Genomic DNA, 21,074 nt, shown 5'->3' on the forward strand with positions numbered 1-21,074 from the left:
GATGCGGAAAGTCAAAAATAAGGCCATTCAGCTCCTCCCCTCCTGAAAGGGGAAGGAGTAAAAAACCAAAACCAAACAAAAAAAGTTACCGTTAAATCACATTACTTTGCAGCACCCAGACCGCCGCTTCGACGCGGGATTTGAGTTTCATCTTCTTCAATAGGTGCTTCACGTGAACTTTTACCGTGCTTTCGGTGATGTTCAGGCGGCGGGCGATCACCTTGTTGGGCAAGCCTTCGGCGATCAGTTTGATGATATCGCGCTCGCGCGGCGTCAAGGATTGAATGTCGCGATCGCCACTCGGGCGGCTCTCGCGCAGGCTGGCCGCCAGCACTGGCGTCAGGGCTTCGCTGAGCACCATCTTGCCGCCTGCCGCATTGTGTAGCGCGGCGAGCAGGTCTTCCGGCTCCATATCTTTAAGCAGATAACCGTCGGCGCCGCGTTTGAGGGCGGTCACCACGTCATCTTCATGATTCGACACGCTAAACACCACGATGCGCCCGGAGAGGTCGGTTTGGCGCATTTTATCCAGCGTATCGAGGCCGTTCATGCCGGGCATATTGAGATCTAACAGGATTAAATCCGGGTCGAGCTGTTTTGCCAGTTCAACGCCTTGCTCGCCGTTACTCGCTTCGCCAATCACCTGCAGGGTAGTGTCCAGCGCGATAAGTTGCTTAACGCCGTTGCGCAGCATCGGGTGGTCATCAATCAATAAAATAGTCGAAGGGGTCGCGTCGTTCATACTTGCTCCTGGGGATTAATCGGCAATGCGTCTGGACGGAAGCGGACGGTGACCTGTGTCCCGCCGCTTTCCCGGCGCGTAATTTGGCATTGGCCGTGCAAACTTTTGGCGCGATCTTGCATGATGATCAGGCCGTAATGGTGCTGTCTTTCGATATTTTCTGGGATGCCATGACCGTCGTCGGTCACTTGCATCATAATTTCGTCGTGCTCACAGCTGAGTCTTAGTGAAATTTGCGCAGCATTGGCGTGCTTAAAGGCGTTGTTCAGGGCTTCGCGGGCAATGTGCAGCAGGTGAATCGCCTGATTGGCCGGTACCGATCGCGGCGGTAACTGGTAGTCAAAAGCGATAGTGATCCCCATGCGGGCCGAGAACTCATCTACCGCGTGCTGCAAAGCGGCGCGCAGGCCGGGGGTGTTCATCTGTAGGCGGAAAGTGGTCAGCAGTTCGCGCAACTGGCGATAAGCCGTATTCAGTTCGTCGCGCATCTGCTGCACCAGCTGGCCGTTTTCTGCCGTCAACTCGCTCCCTTGCATTTGCAAACAGGCAATTTGGATTTTCAGGCAGGAGAGGGACTGCGCCAGCGAATCGTGCAGCTCACGGGCAATGGCGGAACGCTCTTCCATCAGCATCAATTGCTGCTGATGCTCAGCCTGTCTTGCCAGCATCAAGGTGCTGGTCAGTTGCTCCAGTAGGGTCGTCACCAGACGCTGCTGGTCGCGCGTTAGCGAGGTGCCCTGTGGAAGCTGCGCCAGCAGAACCCCGTAATTCTCGCGCTCGTCTTGCAAACTCCAGCTGAGGGGCTGCTGGTGGCTATTTTTAGCAGATGCGTTGTTGTCGCTATATAAATGGTGCTGGCTCGCAGCCGGACTGCCGATATCATTAAACAGCTCTGCGCTGTTGTTCTCATACAGCCGCAGCTGTACGGACTGTAGCGGCGTCAGCTTCTGTAACTCCTCCAGCACCGGCACTAAACGCTGCTCCAGCGGGGCGCTGGTATGCAGCTGGCGGCTGACGCGATAGAGGAAATCCAGCACCTGATTCTTCTGCTGTAAATCGGCAGTTTTGTTATCTACCAGCTGCGCCAGGCTGTCCACCGTGCGCTCCAGCGCCTGCGACATACTGTTTAGCGACTGGCCGAGAATATCCATTTCATTGTGCGGGCGGGCCGTCTGGCTTACCTGATAACGCTGGCTAAAATCGCTGGCGCTCACCGCGTTGGCCTGCGCCAGCAGCCGTTTCCACGGCTCCAGCAGCCGACGGCGTAGAAACCAAATCGTCAGCCCCAGCAGTAAGAGTGTGACCAGCAGCAGGCCGCGCTGGACCAGTGAAATCAGCGTCAGGTGGTATTCGGTCTTATGCTCCAGCGCGGCCACCAGTTTGTCTAACTGGCCGACATACACCGCCACGTTGGAGGCCACCTGCGCGGGAGTCTGTGCCTGGCGAATTTGGTCCTTCAGCGTGGTCATCCAGTAGCGGCGCAGGGCATCGAATTCTGGCTGGAGATCTTCACTTTGCACCGCGCGGCGCAGATCGAGATTGTCCTGATCTTGCTCCATCTGGCGCAAATAGGCGTTATTGGCCGGGGTCAGAGGCACCGAGGCCAGCAGGCGATAGCTCTGCATACGCAGCGAACCGGCCTTATTGATGGCATGGGCGTTACCCTGAATGCTCTGCGCCATCCACGCGGCGACGCTCATCCCGCCAATGCCCAACAGGCCGAGCAACAGCATCAGCAGGGCAATTTGGCTGACTAGCGACAGCGGCGTCACAGCGCGTCTAAGCATCTTGTCATTCCTGTCAGTAACGTTAAGGGATAAGGGCATTCGGTTAGTGTGGGCATATTTTTTATTATCCGGCGTGATATCCCTATACTCCTATAGGGGTACCTATTTATTTCCACCGGGATAACGCCTGCTATCAATAGATATGCATAATGACATCAACTCTATGAATTATAGTCAATTATCAATCATGGCGGGGATACCCACAAAGGACGCGTGGTGATTTTGAGGCCGAAACTTAACCACCATCTGCTTGATTTGCATCAACATCCCAAAGGGGAGCACTACCTAGTGTTGGCAGCATTAATAACAACAATGCTCTGCCAATTCGAGGTTTTCCATGCCCCATACTTCAGCAACACCCGCGTCTAAACCGTCGAGACTCCTTCAGGACTGGCGGCCGGAAGACTCCGCGTTCTGGGAGAAAACCGGCCATAAAGTGGCCAGCCGTAATCTGTGGATCTCTGTTCCTTCGCTCTTGTTAGGGTTCTGCGTCTGGATGTTGTTCAGCCTGGTCGCGGTCAATCTCAACAAGGTGGGTTTTAACTTCACCACCGACCAACTGTTTATGCTGACCGCCATTCCATCGGTGTCCGGTGCCATTCTGCGCGTGCCTTACTCCTTTATGATCCCGCTATTCGGCGGACGTCGCTGGACCGCCATCAGCACGGTATTTTTGATTATCCCATGCGCCTGGCTGGGTTTTGCGGTGCAAGACACCAGCACGTCTTACAATACTTTCCTGATTATCTCTTTGCTCTGTGGTTTCGGCGGCGCGAACTTCGCATCCAGCATGGCAAATATCAGCTTCTTCTACCCGAAAGCCAAGCAGGGCGGCGCGCTGGGGATTAATGGCGGTTTGGGGAACATGGGCGTCAGCGTGATGCAGTTGCTGGCTCCGTTAGCTATTTCACTGGGCATTTTTGGCGCTTTTAGCCAGCCACAGACCTTGGCCGATGGCAGCAGCATGTGGCTGCAAAACGCCGCGTGGATCTGGGTGCCTTTCCTGATTATCTGCACCGTCGCCGCGTGGTTCGGCATGAACGATTTGGCGTCGTCGAAAGCCTCGATTCGCCAGCAGTTGCCGGTGTTAAAGCGCGGCCACCTGTGGATCATGTGCGTGCTGTATCTGGCGGCGTTCGGCTCATTTATCGGCTTTTCCGCCGGTTTTGCCATGCTGACCAAAACCCAGTTTCCTGAAGTGAATATCATGCACTACGCCTTCTTCGGCCCGTTCTTCGGTGCACTGGCGCGTTCCGGCGGCGGCATGTTGTCTGACCGTTTAGGCGGCGTTCGCGTGACTTTTTGGAACTACGTGGTGATGGCGATTGCCGCCGGCTTGCTGTTCTTAACGCTGCCAAGCGGCGGCGCGGGTGGCAATTTCCCAGCCTTCTTCGGCGTGTTTATGGTGCTGTTCCTGACTGCCGGTCTGGGCAGTGGTTCGACTTATCAGATGATCGCAGTGATCTTCCGCAAACTGACCACCGACCAAGCACTGGCTCGCGGCGAAACGGCAGAATCCGCCCAGCGCGAAGCCATCACCGACACTGCCGCGGCATTAGGCTTTATCTCCTCCATTGGCGCAATTGGCGGCTTCTTCATCCCGAAAGCCTTCGGCACATCCCTCGCCATGACCGGCTCTCCGGCGGGCGCAATGAAAGTGTTCCTGGTGTTTTACGTGGTGTGCGCGGTGATCACATGGGTAGTTTACTGGCGGAATTTGGATAAGGGGTTTGCGACGAAGAAAGCTCGCTGATGGGAGCTTGCGTCGCCACGCAAACAGGCTTTTAAGGTCCAAACCGTGCGCTGCCGCCACACCGGCCTCAAGGGGCGCCTATCGCCGCGCCCCTTAAGAATCCCCGGCTCTTTACTGCGCGCTATCGCTGGTTGGCTGGACATGTTTCAGGAGCTTCCGTTATACACCGCAAAATGTCGCCGCTTAGGCGGTGCCTTCGCTTCAGGCTTCGAGCCTGAGGTCTCGAACCGTTCGCTCAGCGCCATTTTTGACTGCGGTTTTGAGGCATTTCAACCGTGCCGTTTCAGTGGTCTTGGTTTTGGGTTTGTTTTTTTTACGAATTGAATGGAAAGGTTCTGTGTAAATGCCAGTAAGTCGCGTTCAGAAGTGACGCCGAGCAAGAGGTGGAAAACCGCGAGTCTTTTTTCGCGGGTTGTAATCCCGCCGCAAGGGAACCGCCTAAGCGGCGGTACTTCGCGACGATCACTGTGGCTGCTGAAACATGTCCATTCCAACTCTGCGCAGCCTCGATCTTCCAGCAGCAAAAAAACGCAGGATTCCAAAGGGTTTCGTTTAAAACCCTTTGGGCCCGTGTGGGCGGCGAGCCCACGGTTTTGACCTCAAGGCCGGTGTGGCGGCAGCGCACGACCTTGACCTTAGACCGACGCCCACGATTTTGACTTTAAAAGCGGCCCAGGGACGCCCCCCGTCCCATCACCGACACCACTTCTCAATCGCTAAAGCAATCGCCTTCGTGCAATTCACCAGATCCTCGACCGATACGCGCTCATTGGGCTGGTGCGACTGCGCCGGGTCGCCGGGGCCGAAGTTGACGGTTGGCGTGTTGCCCATGCCGGTTGGCAGGCCGATGTCGCTGTGCGCGCCGAAGCCGGAGAGCACTGGCGACAGATTGGCTTCTACTACCGCCTCTTGGAAAGTCTGCACGAAAGGGTGATCCGACGGCACTTCGGCGCAGTCGGCGTCCAAAATCCATTCGATATATGCCGGATGGGCGCGCAGGTAAGGGTCGGCTTCGCACACGCGGGCGATGTGTTCTTCGACCTCGCGCTTCACGTGTCCGCCTAAGCCAAACTCATCTTTCTCGTGCGGCAGATACTGCACGTCAATGATGATTTCCCCGTGTCCGGCGGTGGAAGAAGGGTGCTCGCCCACTTTAAGCTGGGTGATCATCACCTTGTTCGGCATCTCCATCAGCGGGTGATTCTTCTTCGGATCGTACTGCCAGCGGCGGTTGAGAATGTCGATTCCGTCCATGATCTGGCGACACAGCTCGACGGCGTCCACCGGGCCGGTGCTGTCCCACGAATTTGGCGTCAGCTCAGCATGACCGCCAACGCCGTTGACGATGATTTTGCCCCACAGAATACCGTGGCAAATCGGTGCGATTTGATTGGCGCTTGGTTCGGTCATGATCCCCGCGTCGGCGCGGAAACCGCGATCGACCATGGCGAGCGAGCCCATGCCGCCAATCTCTTCATCGACCACCGTGGTGAAAACCACGTCGCCGGACAGCTCGACGCCCAGATCTTTCAAAAATTCTACCGCCATTAACATGCAGGCGACGCCGCCTTTCATGTCCACCGCGCCGCGCCCGTAGACGAAATCGTCAATCACTTCTGGCAAGAAGGGATCGGTGCGCCAGTGGGCGCGCGCGCCCGGTGGCACCACGTCGATATGCCCGGTGAGCATGATGGATTTGCCGCCGCCGGTGCCTTTTAAGGTGCCGCCAAGGTTGGGGCGACCTTCAAAAGTGCGGCCTTTATTAGCGCCGGGGCGGCCTTTGTATTTCTCATATAATGCCGGACCATCTGGGTCCCACAGGTCAGTCTCCATGCCCAACTGGTGCAGGCGCTGTTGCAGATAGAGCTGGCAATCGCGCTCGCCCGGCCCGGCCTGAGTAGGGTCTGCCATCACGATCGAAGGGAACGACAAAATATCGCACAGCGTCTGGACGATGCGCTGCTTATTGGCGTCGATATGGTCCGCCAGCGCCTGAGTAGAAAAGGTCATTGATTAGCTCCGGGTTTTTGAAAGACGATCGGCCAGCAGCACCGCGATCAGTAACAGACCGACCACGCCCACTTGCCAAACGGTGTTAATTCCAAACTGCAACATGCTGGTTTTAAGCGTGACCAGCAGCAGGACGGCGGCGAATACCCCCGCCACGCCCCCTTTGCCGCCAAATATCGCCACGCCACCCAGCAGGGCTGCGGTTAATGATTCCAGTTCAAGATTGACCCCCGCGTTCGGCCTGCCGCTGCCGAGCCACGAGAGGGAAACAAAGCCCGCGCCGCCTGCCAGCATGCCGCACAGGGAGTAGAGTAGAATGCGCGCACGATCGACCGGGATGCCCACCAGTCGCGCCGAATGCTCGTTAAAGCCCATGGCGTAAATCCAGCGCCCCCACGAGGTAAACGACAGCAGCAGGGCGGCAATCAGAAACGCGGGAATAACCAGCGTGAGGAATGGCAGAGGAATGTCGGCCAGCACGCCGCGCCCCCAAGGCAAGACCCATGCCGGAACCCCGGACTGCGCCGCGCCGCCGGTGAGTGACAGCGCCAGACCCGAGTAGGCGTAGAAGGTGCCGAGAGTGACAATCAGCGGGTAGATTTTCAGCTTGGCGATCAGCAGGCCGTTTACCGCGCCGAGCAGGAAGCCGCACAGCAGACACACCACCGGCAGCAGCACCGCCGGAACCCCGGCCTGTAGCGCCATCACGCCCGCAATGGCGGACAGCGACACATTGCCGCCGACCGACAGGTCAATCCCCGCGCCGCCCGCCAGCACCACCAAGGCTTGCCCCAGCGACACCAGCGCCAGCAGCGTGGCGAACTGCAAGATGCTGGTTAAGGTTGCGCCAGACAAAATCGACGGTTGCCCAATCAGCAGGGTTAACGCCAGCGCCACCCACAGCCCGCAGAGCAGAGTGAGCACCAGATTTTTACGATAAAGGCGGGAAGCTCCCGCGGTGAGAATCATGCGGTTCCTTCTCCTTTAAGACGGTTTTTACGCAGGTTCATGTTGTGAATGCGCAACCTGCCGCTGAGCACTTCGGCTGTGAGCACCAGCAACAGCAGGCCTCCGGTGACTACGGTTTGCCACAGAGACGGCACGCCAATCAGCAGCAGGCCGTTTTGTAAGATACGTAGCAGGAACACGCCCAGTACCGTGCCCAGCAGGCTACAGTGGCCGCCCATAATGCCGGTTCCGCCCAGCACCACGGCGGCAATGGCTTCCAGCGCCAGCTGGCTGCCGATAGTCATTTCGACGTTGCGATAGGTGCCAACATAGAAGGTAGCCGCCAGCCCGCACAGCAGGCCGCTGATGATGAACGTGGCGAAACGAACGCGGGTGACCGCAATGCCGGAAAGTCGTGCTTTATCTTCCGAATTGCCGATAGCCAGCAGGTGCAAGCCATGAGGCGTGCGGCGCAGCGCCAGCCAGACCAGTCCGTAAGCCAGAGCAATCACCCAGACAGTCACCGGCAGGCCGAGCAGCGGCGCGCTGACTAACTGGGTCAGCGAGTCCGGCAGCCCCGACAGCCACTGGCCGCCGAGCAGGGCAAACACCGCCGTGCGATAGACGCCATACAGCCCCAGCGTGCCGACGATGGCGGGAATGCGACCTGCCACCACCACCAGCGCGCTAATAACGCCAATCAATGCGCCCACCAGCGGGCCGGAAAGGGCGGTCAGGCCGGGAGAAACGCCCGCGTTAAGCAACTGACCAATAACAATTGCCGCCAGCCCCATCACCACGCCGACCGACACGTCCACGCCGCCCATTGCCAGCAGCAGGGTCATGCCCAGCCCAATCAAGAGTAATTCTGTGCTGTTGCGTAGCACGGTCGTCAGGTTATCCAGCGTGGCAAAATAGGGCGATGCCAGACTGAAAATAACGATGGCGACCAGACAAACGCAGGCCAGCGTCAGCTCCCGCCCCGAGAATTTCAGGGCGGGCGTGAAGGATGTTGCCACGGCAGTGTCCCCTCAGTGTTGCGATTCAGTTTTTGCGATAAAAATCAGAAGTGGAATTGGTCGACGTTTTGCTTGGTAAACACCGCCGGTGCGCCGAGCAGCAGCACGCCGGTTTTCGCGTCATAAGCCACTTTCTGATCCAGACCCGGCACGCTGTTTTCGGCACTAAAGGTTTTACCGTCGATCAGCTGTTTGCCCGCCCAGACGGTGAGGTAGCCGAGTTTTTCCGGGTCCCACAGTACGGAGAAGCCAAAGGAGCCGCTTTTCAGGTAGGCGCGCGCGGTGTCCGGGCTGCAATAGCCGGTACCCACCACTTTGCCGATTTTGCCAGCGGTTTCGATGGCCTGCGCCACGCCCGGACAGGTGGTAGAGGCAACGGCGATAATGCCTTTCAGGTCAGGGTTGGCGGCAATCATGTCGGCAGAAATTTGCGCCGCGCGGCTGGAGGTGCCGCCCGCAAACTGCGGTTTCAGCAGCGTGACATTCGGGTATTTGGCCTTGACGCGCTGCTGCATAAAGCCAATCCACGCGTTGAGGTTTGAGGCAGTGGCTTCGCCGGAAACTATGCCAATCTTGGCATGGTCGCCGACGCGTTTGACCATCTCGTCAATCACGGTATCGCCCAGCCCCTCGTCCGTGGCCTGCGCAACGTAGACCGCGCGGCCGCTGTCCGGTGCGTCGCTGTCACTGGTGAAAAGCTTGATATTTTTGGCTTTGGCCTGCTCGACCACCGGCGCGATGCTCGAGGCATCCAGCACGCTGACCGAAATAGCGTTAACGCCCTGAGCAATTAGGTTTTGCACGATTTGCAGCTGGTCCATCGGGTTGGTATCCACTGGCCCCGAATAGATGAAATCCACGCCAAACGCCTTAGCCGCGCGGTTGCCGCCGTCCTGCATCGCTTTGAAATAGGGAATACCGACGATTTGCGGCACAAAGGCCACTTTCGGTTTGTCTTGTGCGAAGGCGCTAAAAGCCGTCGCGCCGAGCAGAGCAGATGCCACCATGGTGCTGATCATTTTTTTCAACATAGAAAGCCCACCTGTCATGAATGTGAGAGATAACTGCTGTGTTTTTGGTTTTATAATGTGGAACTGGTGTTGTGTTGTTTGGTGATGCAACTTCGTGGATCTGACGTCAGGCCGTTGCGGCCTCAAACGCTCGTGCTTCGGGATGCGCGCCGGTGATCAGCGACACAATCTCTTCCGGCGTGGTGTCGGCGCGTCGGCGCTCGGCAATTTTTCTGCCGCGACGGAACACCACCATGCGATCGGCGACTTCAAACACGTCGGCGATGTTGTGGCTGATAAGCACCACCGCGCAGCCGCGCTCCGCCAGTTTGCGAGTCAGAGCCAGCACTTTGCGGGTTTCAGCGACGGCCAGCGCGGCGGTCGGTTCATCCATAATCACCAGCTTGGCGTTAAGGTTAAGCGCGCGGCAGATAGCCACCGCCTGCCGCTGGCCGCCGGAGAGGCTGCCAACCGGCGCTTCTGGGTCAGAAATATGGGCTTCCAGTTCGTGCAGTAGCTCGGCGACCTTTGAGCGCATCGCCTGCTGGCGTAGAAAAGGAATGCCTAAGAAGGAGTGTTTCAACTCGCGCCCGAGGAAGACGTTTTCCGCAATAGACAGATTTTCGGACAGCGCCAGCTCCTGAAAAATGGTAGCGATGCCGCAGTCCGAGGCGTCTTTCGGCGAGTGAAAACTCACTGCTTTGCCATCGACCACCAACTCGCCGCCGCTGGCCGGATGCGCGCCCGCCAGCACTTTGGTGAAGGTAGATTTACCGGCGCCGTTATCACCCAACAGGGCCAATACTTCGCCGGGATAAATCTCCAGATTGACGTCGCGCAGGGCGGTTAACGCCCCGAAACGCTTGGTAATGTTAACGGCCTGAACATAGGGCTGAGCCATGGCGAATCTCCTGTAGAGTCTTGGGCTATCAGGCGTTGTCGAGGTGGGTGAGCCAGCTCAGACAGTTCTTCCACAGCTGGTCATAGCCCGGCCATGCGATGAATTCGCCGGGTACCCAGTGCGGGCCGATGTCCGACGTCCAGGCGATGGAGCGCCCTTTGCCGTAGCTGCCGGTGACTAACAAAGGGTGGCCGCCTTCGTCGTCTGGCAGAGTGGCCAGCACTTGCGCGCCTTCTTTCAGCACCACTTCGTTAGCGCCGAGCAGCAGAGGCCATGGGCCTTCGATGCCGCGCAGGATGGCGTGGTTTTTGTCGCCGGTGATTTTAGCCGAGAAGCCTTCCGGCACTTCTAGACGGTCGTCATACGGCAGGCAGGTGACCGGCAACACGTCTTCCACCGGGGTGTTGCGCCAGCGCGCTTTGCCGTCAATGCCTTGGAAGGAGAAGTAGCCGCCAATCATCATCAAGCCGCCGCCTTCTTCGGTCCATTGACGCAACAATTTCAGACGGTTAGGCATAGGTTTGCTGTGCAGCCAGACCGCAGGCGGCAACAGCAGGGAGTTAGCGCCAATGTCCGACAAAATAATGGCGTCGTAGGCTTTCAGGCTTTCAAGATCGAAGGGCATTTTTTCCACCACTTCATGAGCCGGTAGATAGGTCAGCTCAAACTCGCTGCCCTTTAGCGCATTAACCAGCGGCTCAGCGCCTAAATGGAAAGTGACGCTACCGAACTGATCAAAACCTTTGTAGTGAGTCGCGGAACTGACCCAGCTTTCACCTAACAACAGCACGCGTTTAGTCATACCCATATTCTCCTGAATGAATTCCCCTGGTGAGGGCCACTTTAGAACATCTCCGTAGCAAGGTGATAACAAAGTAAACCGGTTTAGTAAAGCGGTTTAGTGGTCAATATGTGAGCTAGGTGGTCAAATATAAGACATTTATATGAATCTTTTGCGAAGCATCAAAGTGGGCGAAAAAGGCCGCGTGCCGTGCTGCCAGCAGGTGCGATGAGGGGGAGGAAAATGCTACTCTGCATCACCGGCCGCTATCCCCACCATACGGAAGAACTATGACGTTGAAAGTGCTTGATGCCTGGCAGAAGGGCGACTTGATTAATTTGCTGATTGCGATCCCGGCGGGGATCATCGCCGCCCTGGTGACTATTGCTTTTCGCAGCGCCATTTCCGGCATCAACGACCTGATGTTCACCGACGGCACGGATATCACCAAGGCCTTCCTTGAATACCCCAAACTGGTCTGGCCGATTATCACTACGGTGGGTGGGGTGATTGCCGGGTTTATCCTACTGTGGGCGCTGAATGTCGAACGCAAGCACGGCAAGATGCCGGATTATCTCGACGTGATTGACCAACGCCTGCCGGGCATTCCGCTGCGCAGCACCTTGCTGCGCGCGGCGTCTTCACTCGCCAGCATCGCCAGCGGCGGCTCTATCGGGCGCGAAGGGGCGATGGTGCAGCTTTCGGCCCTCAGCGGCAGCCTGCTCGGGCGTTTCTCGCGGTTACGCGCTTTACATCAATCCGACCTGATTGCCATGGCGGCGGCGGGCGGGCTGGCGGCGGTGTATCACGCTCCCTTGGCCGGGGCGCTGTTTGTGGCGGAAATCGCCTTCGGCGTAACGGCGGTGCAGCGGCTCATCCCGCTGTTTATCTCCGCCTCGGTGGCGGTGCTGACCGTGCGTTCAGTGACCGACTACGAGCCGCTGTATCTCTATTCGTCGGCCACCTTTAGCCCGTCTCCCGGCGCGCTGCTGACCGTGCTGGTGATTGGCGTGGCCACCGGCACCCTCGGGCCGCTGTTTATTGGCTCAATTGATAAAGTGCGCCAGTGGATGAAGCCGATTTCCCACCCGGCCCTGCGCCTCGGGCTAGGCGGGCTGGGCGTCGGGCTGGTGGCGATGGTGTCGCCGCTGGTGCTGGGTAACGGATTCGAAGTGATTGATTTGATTCTGAATGACGGCGATTTGCACACCGCGCTGTGGATGGTGCTGCTGCTCAAAATCGTCGCGACGGCGATCACCGTCGGCTCCGGCGCGGTGGGCGGGTTGTTCACGCCTTCATTACTCATTGGCGCAGCCAGCGGGGCGCTGGTCTGTACTTTTCTCCAGTGGCTGGGCTTCGATCCTGGCCCCATTGGGCTATACGCGGCGATTGGCATGAGCGCGCTGCTGGCGGCAACCAGCCATGCTCCGCTGATGTCGATCATGATGGCCTTTGAAATGACTCTCAACAGCTCGCTGCTGTTCCCATTGATGCTGGCGACGGCTATCTCCTACGTGGTGGCGTCGAGGCTCAAGGCGGCGGGAACCTATCCGGTGCTGGCTCGCCACAATGCACGCTTTATGGCGAAAAATGAGTTTGAAAACAGCTCGGTGGCGTCTCTTATCACCCCCTGTTCGCGAATGGTGGTGCACTCGACGCTTGCGGAAGTGGTGGGCGAAGGGCTAAAACAGCGCACGCGATATGTCTATATGGTGGACAGCCAAGAGCGTTTTCTCGGCGTGGTGCCGACCAACGTGCTGGCCAGCGGCATCATCGACGGCAGCCTAAAAGCCGACGAGCCGATTGACAGTTTTATCGAGCAGGAATTCACCACTCTGTACCAAAATGCCAGCTACGAGCTGGCTTGGGCGACCTTCAGCGATTCCCCCCTCGAGCGTCTGCCGGTATTAGAAAACCCCGAAACCCGCCGCCTCCTAGGCGTCATTACCAAAGCGGCGCTATTGAATAAGGCGAAGAATTTTCTTTAACTATCATCCCGCCGCCGCAGCGCCCACCAGCCTGCCAGCAGGGTAAATACGCCGACGATCACCACCAGCAGCAGGAAGCCGTGGTGGTTATTGGCGAGGGGGATGCCGCCGACGTTCATGCCGAAAAAGCCCGCCACGATGTTGATTGGCAGCGCCAGCACGGTGATCACCGTCAGCACATAGAGAGTGCGGTTGCTTTGCTCCATCTGCCTTGAGGTGATCTCTTCCTGTAGCAGCCGGATGCGCTCGGTGAGGGCGATCAGGTCATTGAGCACCACGGAAAACTCTTCGGTGAATTGGCGGAAGTTCTGCACCACCTCGGGGGCAATCCACGCGGGTGGGCGATTTAACAGGCGGAAAAGGGCGGTTGGCTCAGGTGCCAGCAGGCGCTGAAAGCGCAGCAGCATGCGGCGCAAACGGCCAAGGTTGGCGCGGTTTTTCTTCACATGGTGGGTCAGCAGGCACTCTTCGATGCGATCGACATACAGATTGGCGCGCCGCACGATGTTTTCCAGCAAATCTTCCTGCTCTTGCAGCAGATAGACCATCAGCTCGGTAGGCGAGCTAATGCTGATGTAGTCCAGCCGTTTATAGAGCAACTCAATCAGCCGCACCGGCTTGTGGCGCGCGGTGACCACCAGCTGCGGGTGGCAGCTAACCCACAGAGTAGAGGTTTCATCGACGCTATCTTCAGGGTTGAAAATCACGTCATTGAGCACCGCCAGCAGGCTGTTTTCCTGTCGCTCAATCCGCGTACTGCGCGAGCCTTCGCGGATCTCTTCAAAGAATAACTCATCAATGGTGAAATGCTTTTTCAGCCACTTTTCCGCCATCGCGTGGGTCAGGTTGACGTGCAGCCAGATAAAGCCTTCGCTGTGGCAAATTTGCTGATAAGCCTCTTGCACCTGTTGTGAAGAGACGCGCTCCGGCGGCCTGCCGGGGCGAAAAATAAAGCCATAAATCAGCCCGGTCACTTCATCATTAAAATTGAGTACGGCAGGTCTTTCGCTCGGCATGAAATAGGTTTTCTGCAGGTGGAAAACGGATTGGCCTATTACGCCAGTATTCGGCCTAAATACAATATGCAGACAGCGAGTTTCATATTTCTGTCACAATGCAAAACCGCCAATACCCCCAATTTTCCTGCGTCATGCCTGTGGCAATCAATAACAGTCCGTATTCGTATTAAGTAATTATTAATCAATAGGTTAAGTGATTTTCATGGCTTACCCCTTTGGGAGTATTCATCGCTATGTAAATAGTTGCTTAACGACGCGGGATTGATCGCAATCAAGTAGAGGCACTCTGGGGCTGTTTACCCTCCTGATATTAAAAGCAATGTCGACATTCATAACGACAGCCTGCTTCAGGCGGCTGCACAGGAGAGTCCCGGATGAGCAAATTCCTTGACCGGTTTCGCTATTTTAAAACCCTAGCTGAACCCTTCGCTGACGGCCACGGCCAGACGCTTAACACCAATCGTGATTGGGAAGACGGTTATCGCAGCCGTTGGCAGCATGACAAAGTGGTGCGTTCCACCCACGGCGTGAACTGCACCGGCTCCTGTAGCTGGAAAATTTACGTCAAGAACGGTCTGGTCACTTGGGAAACCCAGCAGACCGACTACCCGCGTACTCGCCCTGACTTGCCAAACCACGAACCGCGTGGCTGCCCGCGCGGCGCCAGCTACTCGTGGTATCTCTACAGCGCCAACCGACTGAAATACCCATTAATGCGCAAAAAGCTGATTCAGCTGTGGCGTGAAGCCAAGTTGCAGCACAGCGACCCGGTAGATGCCTGGGGCTCTATTGTCAATCAGCCGGAAAAAGCCAAACAGTATAAAGCGGCGCGCGGGCGCGGTGGTTTTGTGCGCTCCAGCTGGCAGGAAGTGAATGAACTGATTGCCGCGTCAAACGTCTACACCGCCAAAACCTTCGGCCCGGATCGCATTATCGGCTTCTCGCCAATTCCGGCGATGTCGATGGTGTCTTACGCCGCCGGGGCGCGCTATCTGTCGCTGATTGGCGGCGTGTGCCTGAGCTTCTACGACTGGTATTGCGACTTGCCACCGGCTTCGCCGATGACCTGGGGCGAGCAGACCGACGTGCCCGAATCCGCCGACTGGTACAACTCTTCTTATATTATCGCCTGGGGTTCTAACGTCCCGCAGACCCGTACTCCGGACGCCCACTTCTTCACCGAAGTGCGTTACAAAGGCACCAAAACCGTGGCCATTACCCCGGACTATGCTGAAGTCGCCAAGCTGTGCGACCACTGGCTGGCACCAAAACAGGGGACAGACAGCGCGCTGGCGCTAGCCATGGGCCACGTCATTCTTAAATCTTTCCACCTTGATAACCCAAGCCAATATTTCATCGACTACGTGCGCCGCTACACCGACATGCCAATGCTGGTGATGCTCGAGCAGCGTGAAGAGGGCTATTACGCGGCGGGCCGCATGCTGCGCGCTTCTGACTTGGTGGATAATCTGGGTCAAGAAAATAACCCGCAGTGGAAAACCATCGCCATTGATGAAACCAGCGGCGAGCTGGTGTCACCACTCGGCTCGATTGGTTATCGCTGGGGGCAGAAGGGCCAGTGGAATCTTGAAGCGCGCGAAGGCAAGGCGCAGCAGGACGTCAGCCTGACGCTGAGCCTGCTGGACAACCACGACGAAGTGGTCAGCGTCGGCTTCCCATACTTCGGCGGCGCGGTCAGCGAGCATTTCAACAGCGTGGCGCTGGAAGAAGTGTTGCAGCACAAACTGCCGGCTAAACGCCTGCAACTGGCCGACGGCAGCAGCGTGCTGGTGGCCAGCGTCTATGACCTGACTCTGGCAAACTACGGCGTCGAGCGCGGCTTGAACGATGAAAACTGCGCGCAAAGCTTTGACGAAATCAAAGCCTACAGCCCGGCGTGGGCGGAAAAAATTACCGGCGTTTCTCAGCAAAATATCGTGCGTATTGCCCACGAGTTTGCCGAAAATGCCCATAAGACCCATGGCCGTTCGATGATCATCGTCGGTGCCGGTATGAACCACTGGTACCACATGGACATGAACTACCGTGGCCTAATCAACATGCTGATCTTCTGCGGCTGCGTCGGTCAAAGCGGCGGCGGCTGGGCGCACTATGTCGGCCAAGAGAAGCTGCGCCCGCAAACCGGCTGGCAGCCGCTGGCCTTTGGTCTGGACTGGCAGCGCCCGCCGCGCCAAATGAACAGCACCTCCTTCTTCTATAACCACTCCAGCCAGTGGCGCTATGAAACCGTCGCGCCGCAAGAGCTGCTTTCGCCATTGGCGGACAAATCACAGTTCACCGGCAGCATGATTGATTTCAACGTGCGCGCCGAGCGGATGGGCTGGTTGCCTTCTGCGCCACAGCTGAGCGTCAACCCGCTGAATCTGGCGGCCATGGCTAAGCAGGCGGGCAAAACCACGCAGGAATTCGCGGTAGAAAGCCTGAAAGATGGCAGTCTGCGCTTTGCCGCAGAGCAGCCGGATAACCCGCAAAACTTCCCGCGTAACCTGTTTGTCTGGCGCTCGAACCTGCTGGGTTCTTCCGGCAAGGGCCACGAGTACATGCTGAAATACCTGCTGGGCACCGAACACGGTATTCAGGGGGAAGATCTGGGCGTGCAGGGCGGCATCATGCCGGAAGAGGTGGAGTGGCAGGCGCAGGGCGGCGAAGGCAAGCTGGACTTAGTGGTGACTCTCGATTTCCGCATGTCCAGCACCTGTCTCTATTCCGACATCGTGCTGCCGACCGCCACCTGGTACGAAAAAGACGACATGAATACCTCGGATATGCATCCGTTTATTCACCCGCTGTCGGCCGCCGTGGACCCCGCTTGGGATTCAAAAAGCGATTGGGAAATCTATAAAGGCATCGCCAAAGAATTCTCCCGGGTCTGCGTGGGGCATTTAGGCGTTGAAAGCGACTTGGTGACCTTGCCAATTCAACACGACTCGGCGGCGGAAATGGCGCAGCCGTTTGGCGTCGAAGATTGGAAAAAAGGCGACTGTGAGCTGATTCCGGGCGTCACCGCGCCGCACTTGATGGTGGTTGAGCGCGACTACCCGAACACTTACGAGCGTTATACCTCCCTCGGCCCGCTGCTCGACAAACTGGGCAACGGCGGCAAAGGCATTAACTGGAATACCGACAGTGAAGTCGAGCTGCTGAAAAAGCTTAACTACACCAAGGCAGATGGCGCAGCCAAAGGCCGTCCGAACATAGACACGGCAATTGACGCGGCGGAAGTGATCCTGACGCTGGCCCCTGAAACCAACGGGCAGGTGGCGGTAAAAGCCTGGGCGGCGCTGAGTGCCAATACCGGCATCGACCACACACACCTGGCGCTGAATAAAGAGGACGAAAAAATTCGTTTCCGCGATATTCAGGCCCAGCCGCGCAAGATCATTTCCAGCCCGACGTGGTCAGGTTTGGAAGATGAACATGTCTCCTATAACGCCTGTTACACCAACGTGCACGAGCTGATCCCGTGGCGCACGCTCTCCGGCCGCCAGCAGATTTATCAGGACCACGCGTGGATGCGCGCCTTCGGCGAAAGCATGCTGGTTTATCGCCCGCCGATTGATACCCGCGCGGCGCAGCCTTTGCTCAACGCCAAGCCAAACGGCAACCCGGAGATGGCACTGAACTTCCTGACGCCGCACCAGAAATGGGGCATTCACTCCACCTACAGCGACAACCTGCTGATGCTGACCTTAGGGCGCGGCGGACCCATTGTCTGGCTGAGTGAAGACGATGCCACCCAACTGGGCATTGAAGATAACGACTGGATTGAAGCTTTCAACGCCAATGGCTCGCTGAGCGCCCGCGCGGTGGTTAGCCAGCGCGTACCGGCGGGGATGACCATGATGTACCACGCGCAGGAGCGCATCGTGAACATTCCGGGTTCCGAAATCAGCCAGCAGCGCGGCGGTATTCACAACTCAGTGACCCGCGTCTGCCCGAAACCAACCCATATGATTGGCGGCTATGCGCAGCTCTCTTACGGCTTCAACTATTACGGCACCGTCGGCTCGAACCGCGATGAGTTCGTGATTGTGCGCAAAATGAACCGTATTGACTGGTTAGACGACGAAGGTAACGACTACGTGCAGGGCGCGGTTGCGCAGGAGAAAGCCAAATGAAAATTCGTTCACAAGTCGGCATGGTGCTGAATCTCGACAAATGCATTGGCTGCCACACCTGTTCCGTGACCTGTAAAAACGTCTGGACCAGCCGTGAAGGTATGGAGTACGCCTGGTTTAATAATGTGGAAACCAAGCCGGGGCTGGGTTATCCGCATGATTGGGAAAACCAGCAGAAATGGAAGGGCGGCTGGATCCGCAAAATTAACGGTAAATTGCAGCCGCGCATGGGGAACAAAGCCAATCTGCTGCACAAAATCTTTGCTAACCCGCACATGCCAGAAATCGATGATTATTACGAACCTTTCGACTTCGACTATCAGCATCTGCACACCGCCAAAGAGGGCAAACACCAGCCCGTGGCGCGCCCGCGCTCGCTACTGACTGGCAAACGCATGAACAAAATCGTCGGCGGCCCGAACTGGGAAGATGATTTAGGCACTGAGTTCAGCAAACGCTCTGCCGACCAAAACTTCCAAAACATGCAGAAAGAGATGTATGGCGAGTTCGAAAACACCTTTATGGCTTACCTGCCAAGATTGTGCGAACACTGCCTGAACCCTGCCTGCGTGGCGACCTGCCCGAGCGGCGCGATTTATAAACGCGGCGAAGACGGCATTGTGCTGATCGATCAGGATAAATGTCGCGGCTGGCGTATGTGCCTGACCGGCTGTCCGTACAAGAAAATCTACTTCAACTGGAAGAGCGGCAAGTCGGAAAAATGCATTTTCTGCTATCCGCGTATTGAAGCCGGCCAGCCGACCGTCTGCTCTGAAACCTGCGTTGGGCGTATTCGCTACCTCGGCGTGGTGCTGTATGACGCCGACCGTATCGAGCAAGCCGCCTCGGTGGAAAACGAGAAAGACTTGTACGAAAGCCAGATGAGTATCTTCCTCAATCCGAATGACCCTGAAGTGATCGCCCAGGCCGAAAAAGACGGCATTCCGATGTCGGTCATGGACGCGGCGCGTCAGTCCCCGGTGTACAAAATGGCGATGGAGTGGAAGCTGGCGCTGCCGCTGCATCCTGAATATCGAACCCTGCCAATGGTGTGGTACGTGCCGCCGCTGTCGCCAATTCAGTCCGCCGCCGACGCGGGCGCATTGCCGCACACCGGCGTGCTGCCGGATGTCGAAAGCCTGCGTATTCCGGTGCAATATCTGGCGAATTTGCTGACCGCCGGAGACACCGCGCCGGTGCTGCTGGCTTTAAAACGCATGCTGGCGATGCGCCACTTCAAACGCGCCGAATCCGTGGATGGCGTGGTGGATACCAGCGCGCTGGAGCAGGTGGGGTTGAGCCAAGCACAGGCGCAGGAGATGTACCGCTATCTGGCCATTGCCAACTACGAGGACCGTTTCGTGGTGCCTTCCAGCCATCGGGAGCAGGCGCGTGAAGCCTTCCCAGAGGCCAAAGGCTGCGGTTTCAGCTTCGGCGACGGCTGCCACGGCAGCGACACCAAATTCAATCTGTTCAACAGCAAACGTATTGACGCCATTGATGTGAGCGCCAAAACCTCGCGAGGTGATCAATGAACAGTCTACGCATTCTAGGTTTGTTGCTTGATTATCCCGACGATCTGCTGTGGGAGAGTCAGGGCGAGTTGCTGGAGATCATTGGCGAAGCGACTGAGCTAAATGGCGGGCAGCAAGCCGAGCTGGCGGGCTATATTCGCCAATTCTGCCAGCAGGATCTGCTCGACGCGCAGTCTTCCTACACGGGGCTGTTTGACCGTGGCCGCGCCACTTCGCTGCTGCTGTTCGAGCATGTTCACGGCGAGTCGCGTGATCGCGGGCAGGCGATGGTGGATTTGCTGGCGCAGTATCACGCCGCCGGGTTGGATATCGACAGCCGCGAGCTGCCGGACTATCTGCCGCTGTATCTGGAGTATTTATCCACGCTGACGGCGGATGAAGCGCGCTCAGGCTTAAACGATATTGCGCCGATTCTGGCCCTGCTGGGGGCGCGTTTGCAGGAGAGAAACAGCGCCTATTCCCAGCTGTTCGACCTGCTGCTGGCGCTGTCCGGCAGTGCATTGGCCAGCGAAGACGTGCGCCCAAGCTTGCAGCAAGAGGCGCGGGATGACACGCCCGCGGCGCTGGACGCCGTGTGGGAAGAGGAGCAGATCAAGTTCCTCGGCGAGCAGAGCTGCGCCAGCGGTGAAGAAGCCGCGCACCAGAAGCGTTTTGTCGGTGCGGTGCAACCACAATATCTTGACCTTGATTCCGCCAACGCTGGGGAGGCACGTCCATGAATTTTCTCAATATGTTCTTGTTTGATATCTATCCCTACATCTGCGGCACGGTATTTCTGGTGGGCAGTTGGATGCGTTATGACTACGGCCAATACAGCTGGCGTGCGGGCTCCAGCCAGATTCTGGAGAAGAAGCTGCTGCGCATTGCTTCGCCGCTGTTCCACGTGGGGATTCTCGGCATTATCGCCGGTCACGCCTTCGGGATGCTCACTCCGCACTGGATGTATGAGTCTTTCCTGCCAGTGCCGGTTAAACAGCAAATGGCCATGTGGGCGGGGGGCGCCTGTGGCGTGTTGACGCTGATTGGTGGGCTGATGCTGGTTTATCGTCGTCTAAGCAATGACCGTGTGCGCGCCACCTCGAGCTTTGGCGACATTATGATCATCATTCTGCTGGTGGTGCAGTGTGCGCTGGGCCTCGGGACCATCCCGTTCTCCGCGCAGCACATGGACGGCAGCGAGATGATGAAGCTGGTGGGCTGGGCGCAAGCCGTGGTTACTTTCCACGGTGGGGCATCTGCCCATCTTGACGGCGTGGCGCTGATTTTCCGCATCCACATCGTGATGGGTATGACGCTGTTCCTGCTGTTCCCATTCTGCCGACTGGTGCATATCTGGAGCGCGCCGGTGGAGTATCTGACTCGCCGCTACCAGCTGGTGCGTAACCGCCGCTGACCGTCAGGGTTGTGGCAATAAACAGAAGGGCGCTATGATGCGCCCTTAT

At 57.6% G+C, this 21,074-nt stretch carries 15 protein-coding genes; 6 read left to right on the forward strand and 9 right to left on the reverse strand.

Annotated features, from left to right (window positions below; genetic code table 11):
- Positions 1-91: 91 nt before the first annotated feature.
- Both narL and narX read right to left on the reverse strand, forming a co-directional pair.
- Positions 92-742: a two-component system response regulator NarL gene (gene narL / locus ACT3RT_RS12860; protein ID WP_185690010.1), complete on the reverse strand. Its 651-nt coding sequence runs from the start codon at positions 740-742 to the stop codon at positions 92-94.
- Positions 739-2,529 (reverse strand): nitrate/nitrite two-component system sensor histidine kinase NarX, encoded by a 1,791-nt coding sequence (narX, locus tag ACT3RT_RS12865; protein ID WP_496203071.1) that lies wholly within the window; start codon positions 2,527-2,529, stop codon positions 739-741. Before narX ends, narL begins: the two co-directional genes overlap by 4 nt.
- A 337-nt stretch (positions 2,530-2,866) precedes the next feature.
- Between narX and ACT3RT_RS12870 the strand changes: the two genes are divergently transcribed.
- A complete protein-coding gene (locus ACT3RT_RS12870) occupies positions 2,867-4,282 on the forward strand; it encodes a NarK family nitrate/nitrite MFS transporter (protein ID WP_496203072.1) in 1,416 nt (471 codons plus the stop codon).
- A 693-nt stretch (positions 4,283-4,975) separates the two neighbouring features.
- On the opposite strand, the gene ACT3RT_RS12875 is transcribed toward ACT3RT_RS12870, so the two are convergent.
- From ACT3RT_RS12875 to ACT3RT_RS12900, 6 genes are all read right to left on the reverse strand, one after another.
- Positions 4,976-6,292 carry a M20 family metallopeptidase gene (locus ACT3RT_RS12875; protein WP_496203073.1) on the reverse strand — a complete coding sequence of 439 codons (1,317 nt, stop codon included), beginning with the start codon at positions 6,290-6,292 and terminating at the stop codon, positions 4,976-4,978.
- A 3-nt stretch (positions 6,293-6,295) separates the two neighbouring features.
- Positions 6,296-7,261: an ABC transporter permease gene (locus ACT3RT_RS12880; RefSeq protein ID WP_485900374.1), complete on the reverse strand. Its 966-nt coding sequence runs from the start codon at positions 7,259-7,261 to the stop codon at positions 6,296-6,298.
- Positions 7,258-8,259, reverse strand: a complete 1,002-nt coding sequence (locus ACT3RT_RS12885) for an ABC transporter permease (RefSeq protein WP_496203074.1) — start codon at positions 8,257-8,259, stop codon at positions 7,258-7,260. The genes ACT3RT_RS12880 and ACT3RT_RS12885 overlap by 4 nt, the downstream gene beginning before the upstream one ends.
- A gap of 44 nt (positions 8,260-8,303) precedes the next feature.
- Complete coding sequence (locus ACT3RT_RS12890) at positions 8,304-9,290, reverse strand: autoinducer 2 ABC transporter substrate-binding protein (protein ID WP_051899444.1); 987 nt, start codon at positions 9,288-9,290, stop codon at positions 8,304-8,306.
- Between the two features lie 106 nt (positions 9,291-9,396).
- Positions 9,397-10,170, reverse strand: a complete 774-nt coding sequence (locus ACT3RT_RS12895; RefSeq protein WP_185690015.1) for an ATP-binding cassette domain-containing protein — start codon at positions 10,168-10,170, stop codon at positions 9,397-9,399.
- 28 nt (positions 10,171-10,198) lie between these two features.
- Positions 10,199-10,972 (reverse strand): glutamine amidotransferase, encoded by a 774-nt coding sequence (locus tag ACT3RT_RS12900; RefSeq protein WP_100938378.1) that lies wholly within the window; start codon positions 10,970-10,972, stop codon positions 10,199-10,201.
- Between the two features lie 269 nt (positions 10,973-11,241).
- On the opposite strand from ACT3RT_RS12900, the gene ACT3RT_RS12905 reads away from it, so the two are divergent.
- Positions 11,242-12,939, forward strand: coding sequence for a chloride channel protein (locus ACT3RT_RS12905; protein ID WP_496203075.1), 1,698 nt, complete (start codon positions 11,242-11,244; stop codon positions 12,937-12,939).
- Here the strand turns inward: ACT3RT_RS12905 and ACT3RT_RS12910 are convergent.
- Positions 12,936-13,955: a transporter gene (locus tag ACT3RT_RS12910; RefSeq protein ID WP_496203076.1), complete on the reverse strand. Its 1,020-nt coding sequence runs from the start codon at positions 13,953-13,955 to the stop codon at positions 12,936-12,938. The two genes, ACT3RT_RS12905 and ACT3RT_RS12910, sit on opposite strands and share 4 nt — an antisense overlap.
- 377 nt (positions 13,956-14,332) lie before the next feature.
- Here ACT3RT_RS12910 and ACT3RT_RS12915 point away from each other — a divergent pair, with 377 nt between their 5' ends.
- From ACT3RT_RS12915 to narI, 4 genes are read left to right on the forward strand one after another with little or no spacing between them, the layout of a single operon-like run.
- Positions 14,333-18,097 carry a nitrate reductase subunit alpha gene (locus tag ACT3RT_RS12915; protein ID WP_496203077.1) on the forward strand — a complete coding sequence of 1,255 codons (3,765 nt, stop codon included), beginning with the start codon at positions 14,333-14,335 and terminating at the stop codon, positions 18,095-18,097.
- A complete protein-coding gene (gene narH, locus ACT3RT_RS12920; protein ID WP_353501962.1) occupies positions 18,094-19,632 on the forward strand; it encodes a nitrate reductase subunit beta in 1,539 nt (512 codons plus the stop codon). The genes ACT3RT_RS12915 and narH overlap by 4 nt, the downstream gene beginning before the upstream one ends.
- Entirely contained in the window at positions 19,629-20,351 is a 723-nt protein-coding gene (gene narJ, locus ACT3RT_RS12925; protein ID WP_496203078.1) for a nitrate reductase molybdenum cofactor assembly chaperone, read from the forward strand. The genes narH and narJ overlap by 4 nt, the downstream gene beginning before the upstream one ends.
- Positions 20,348-21,025, forward strand: coding sequence for a respiratory nitrate reductase subunit gamma (gene narI / locus ACT3RT_RS12930; protein WP_496203079.1), 678 nt, complete (start codon positions 20,348-20,350; stop codon positions 21,023-21,025). Before narJ ends, narI begins: the two co-directional genes overlap by 4 nt.
- Positions 21,026-21,074 lie beyond the last annotated feature (49 nt).

It is taken from the genome of Ewingella sp. AOP9-I1-14 (genome assembly GCF_052375995.1).
GTDB classification, from domain to species: domain Bacteria; phylum Pseudomonadota; class Gammaproteobacteria; order Enterobacterales; family Enterobacteriaceae; genus Ewingella; species Ewingella allii.

Excerpts from the sequence above, each read along its gene's own strand:
- narL (WP_185690010.1), bottom strand. The coding sequence starts at position 742 with ATGAACGACGCGACCCCTTCGACTATTTTATTGATTGATGACCACCCG.
- narX (WP_496203071.1), bottom strand. The coding sequence starts at position 2,529 with ATGCTTAGACGCGCTGTGACGCCGCTGTCGCTAGTCAGCCAAATTGCC.
- ACT3RT_RS12870 (WP_496203072.1), top strand. The coding sequence starts at position 2,867 with ATGCCCCATACTTCAGCAACACCCGCGTCTAAACCGTCGAGACTCCTT.
- ACT3RT_RS12875 (WP_496203073.1), bottom strand. The coding sequence starts at position 6,292 with ATGACCTTTTCTACTCAGGCGCTGGCGGACCATATCGACGCCAATAAG.
- ACT3RT_RS12880 (WP_485900374.1), bottom strand. The coding sequence starts at position 7,261 with ATGATTCTCACCGCGGGAGCTTCCCGCCTTTATCGTAAAAATCTGGTG.
- ACT3RT_RS12890 (WP_051899444.1), bottom strand. The coding sequence starts at position 9,290 with ATGTTGAAAAAAATGATCAGCACCATGGTGGCATCTGCTCTGCTCGGC.
- ACT3RT_RS12895 (WP_185690015.1), bottom strand. The coding sequence starts at position 10,170 with ATGGCTCAGCCCTATGTTCAGGCCGTTAACATTACCAAGCGTTTCGGG.
- ACT3RT_RS12900 (WP_100938378.1), bottom strand. The coding sequence starts at position 10,972 with ATGACTAAACGCGTGCTGTTGTTAGGTGAAAGCTGGGTCAGTTCCGCG.
- ACT3RT_RS12905 (WP_496203075.1), top strand. The coding sequence starts at position 11,242 with ATGACGTTGAAAGTGCTTGATGCCTGGCAGAAGGGCGACTTGATTAAT.
- ACT3RT_RS12910 (WP_496203076.1), bottom strand. The coding sequence starts at position 13,955 with ATGCCGAGCGAAAGACCTGCCGTACTCAATTTTAATGATGAAGTGACC.
- ACT3RT_RS12915 (WP_496203077.1), top strand. The coding sequence starts at position 14,333 with ATGAGCAAATTCCTTGACCGGTTTCGCTATTTTAAAACCCTAGCTGAA.
- narH (WP_353501962.1), top strand. The coding sequence starts at position 18,094 with ATGAAAATTCGTTCACAAGTCGGCATGGTGCTGAATCTCGACAAATGC.
- narJ (WP_496203078.1), top strand. The coding sequence starts at position 19,629 with ATGAACAGTCTACGCATTCTAGGTTTGTTGCTTGATTATCCCGACGAT.
- narI (WP_496203079.1), top strand. The coding sequence starts at position 20,348 with ATGAATTTTCTCAATATGTTCTTGTTTGATATCTATCCCTACATCTGC.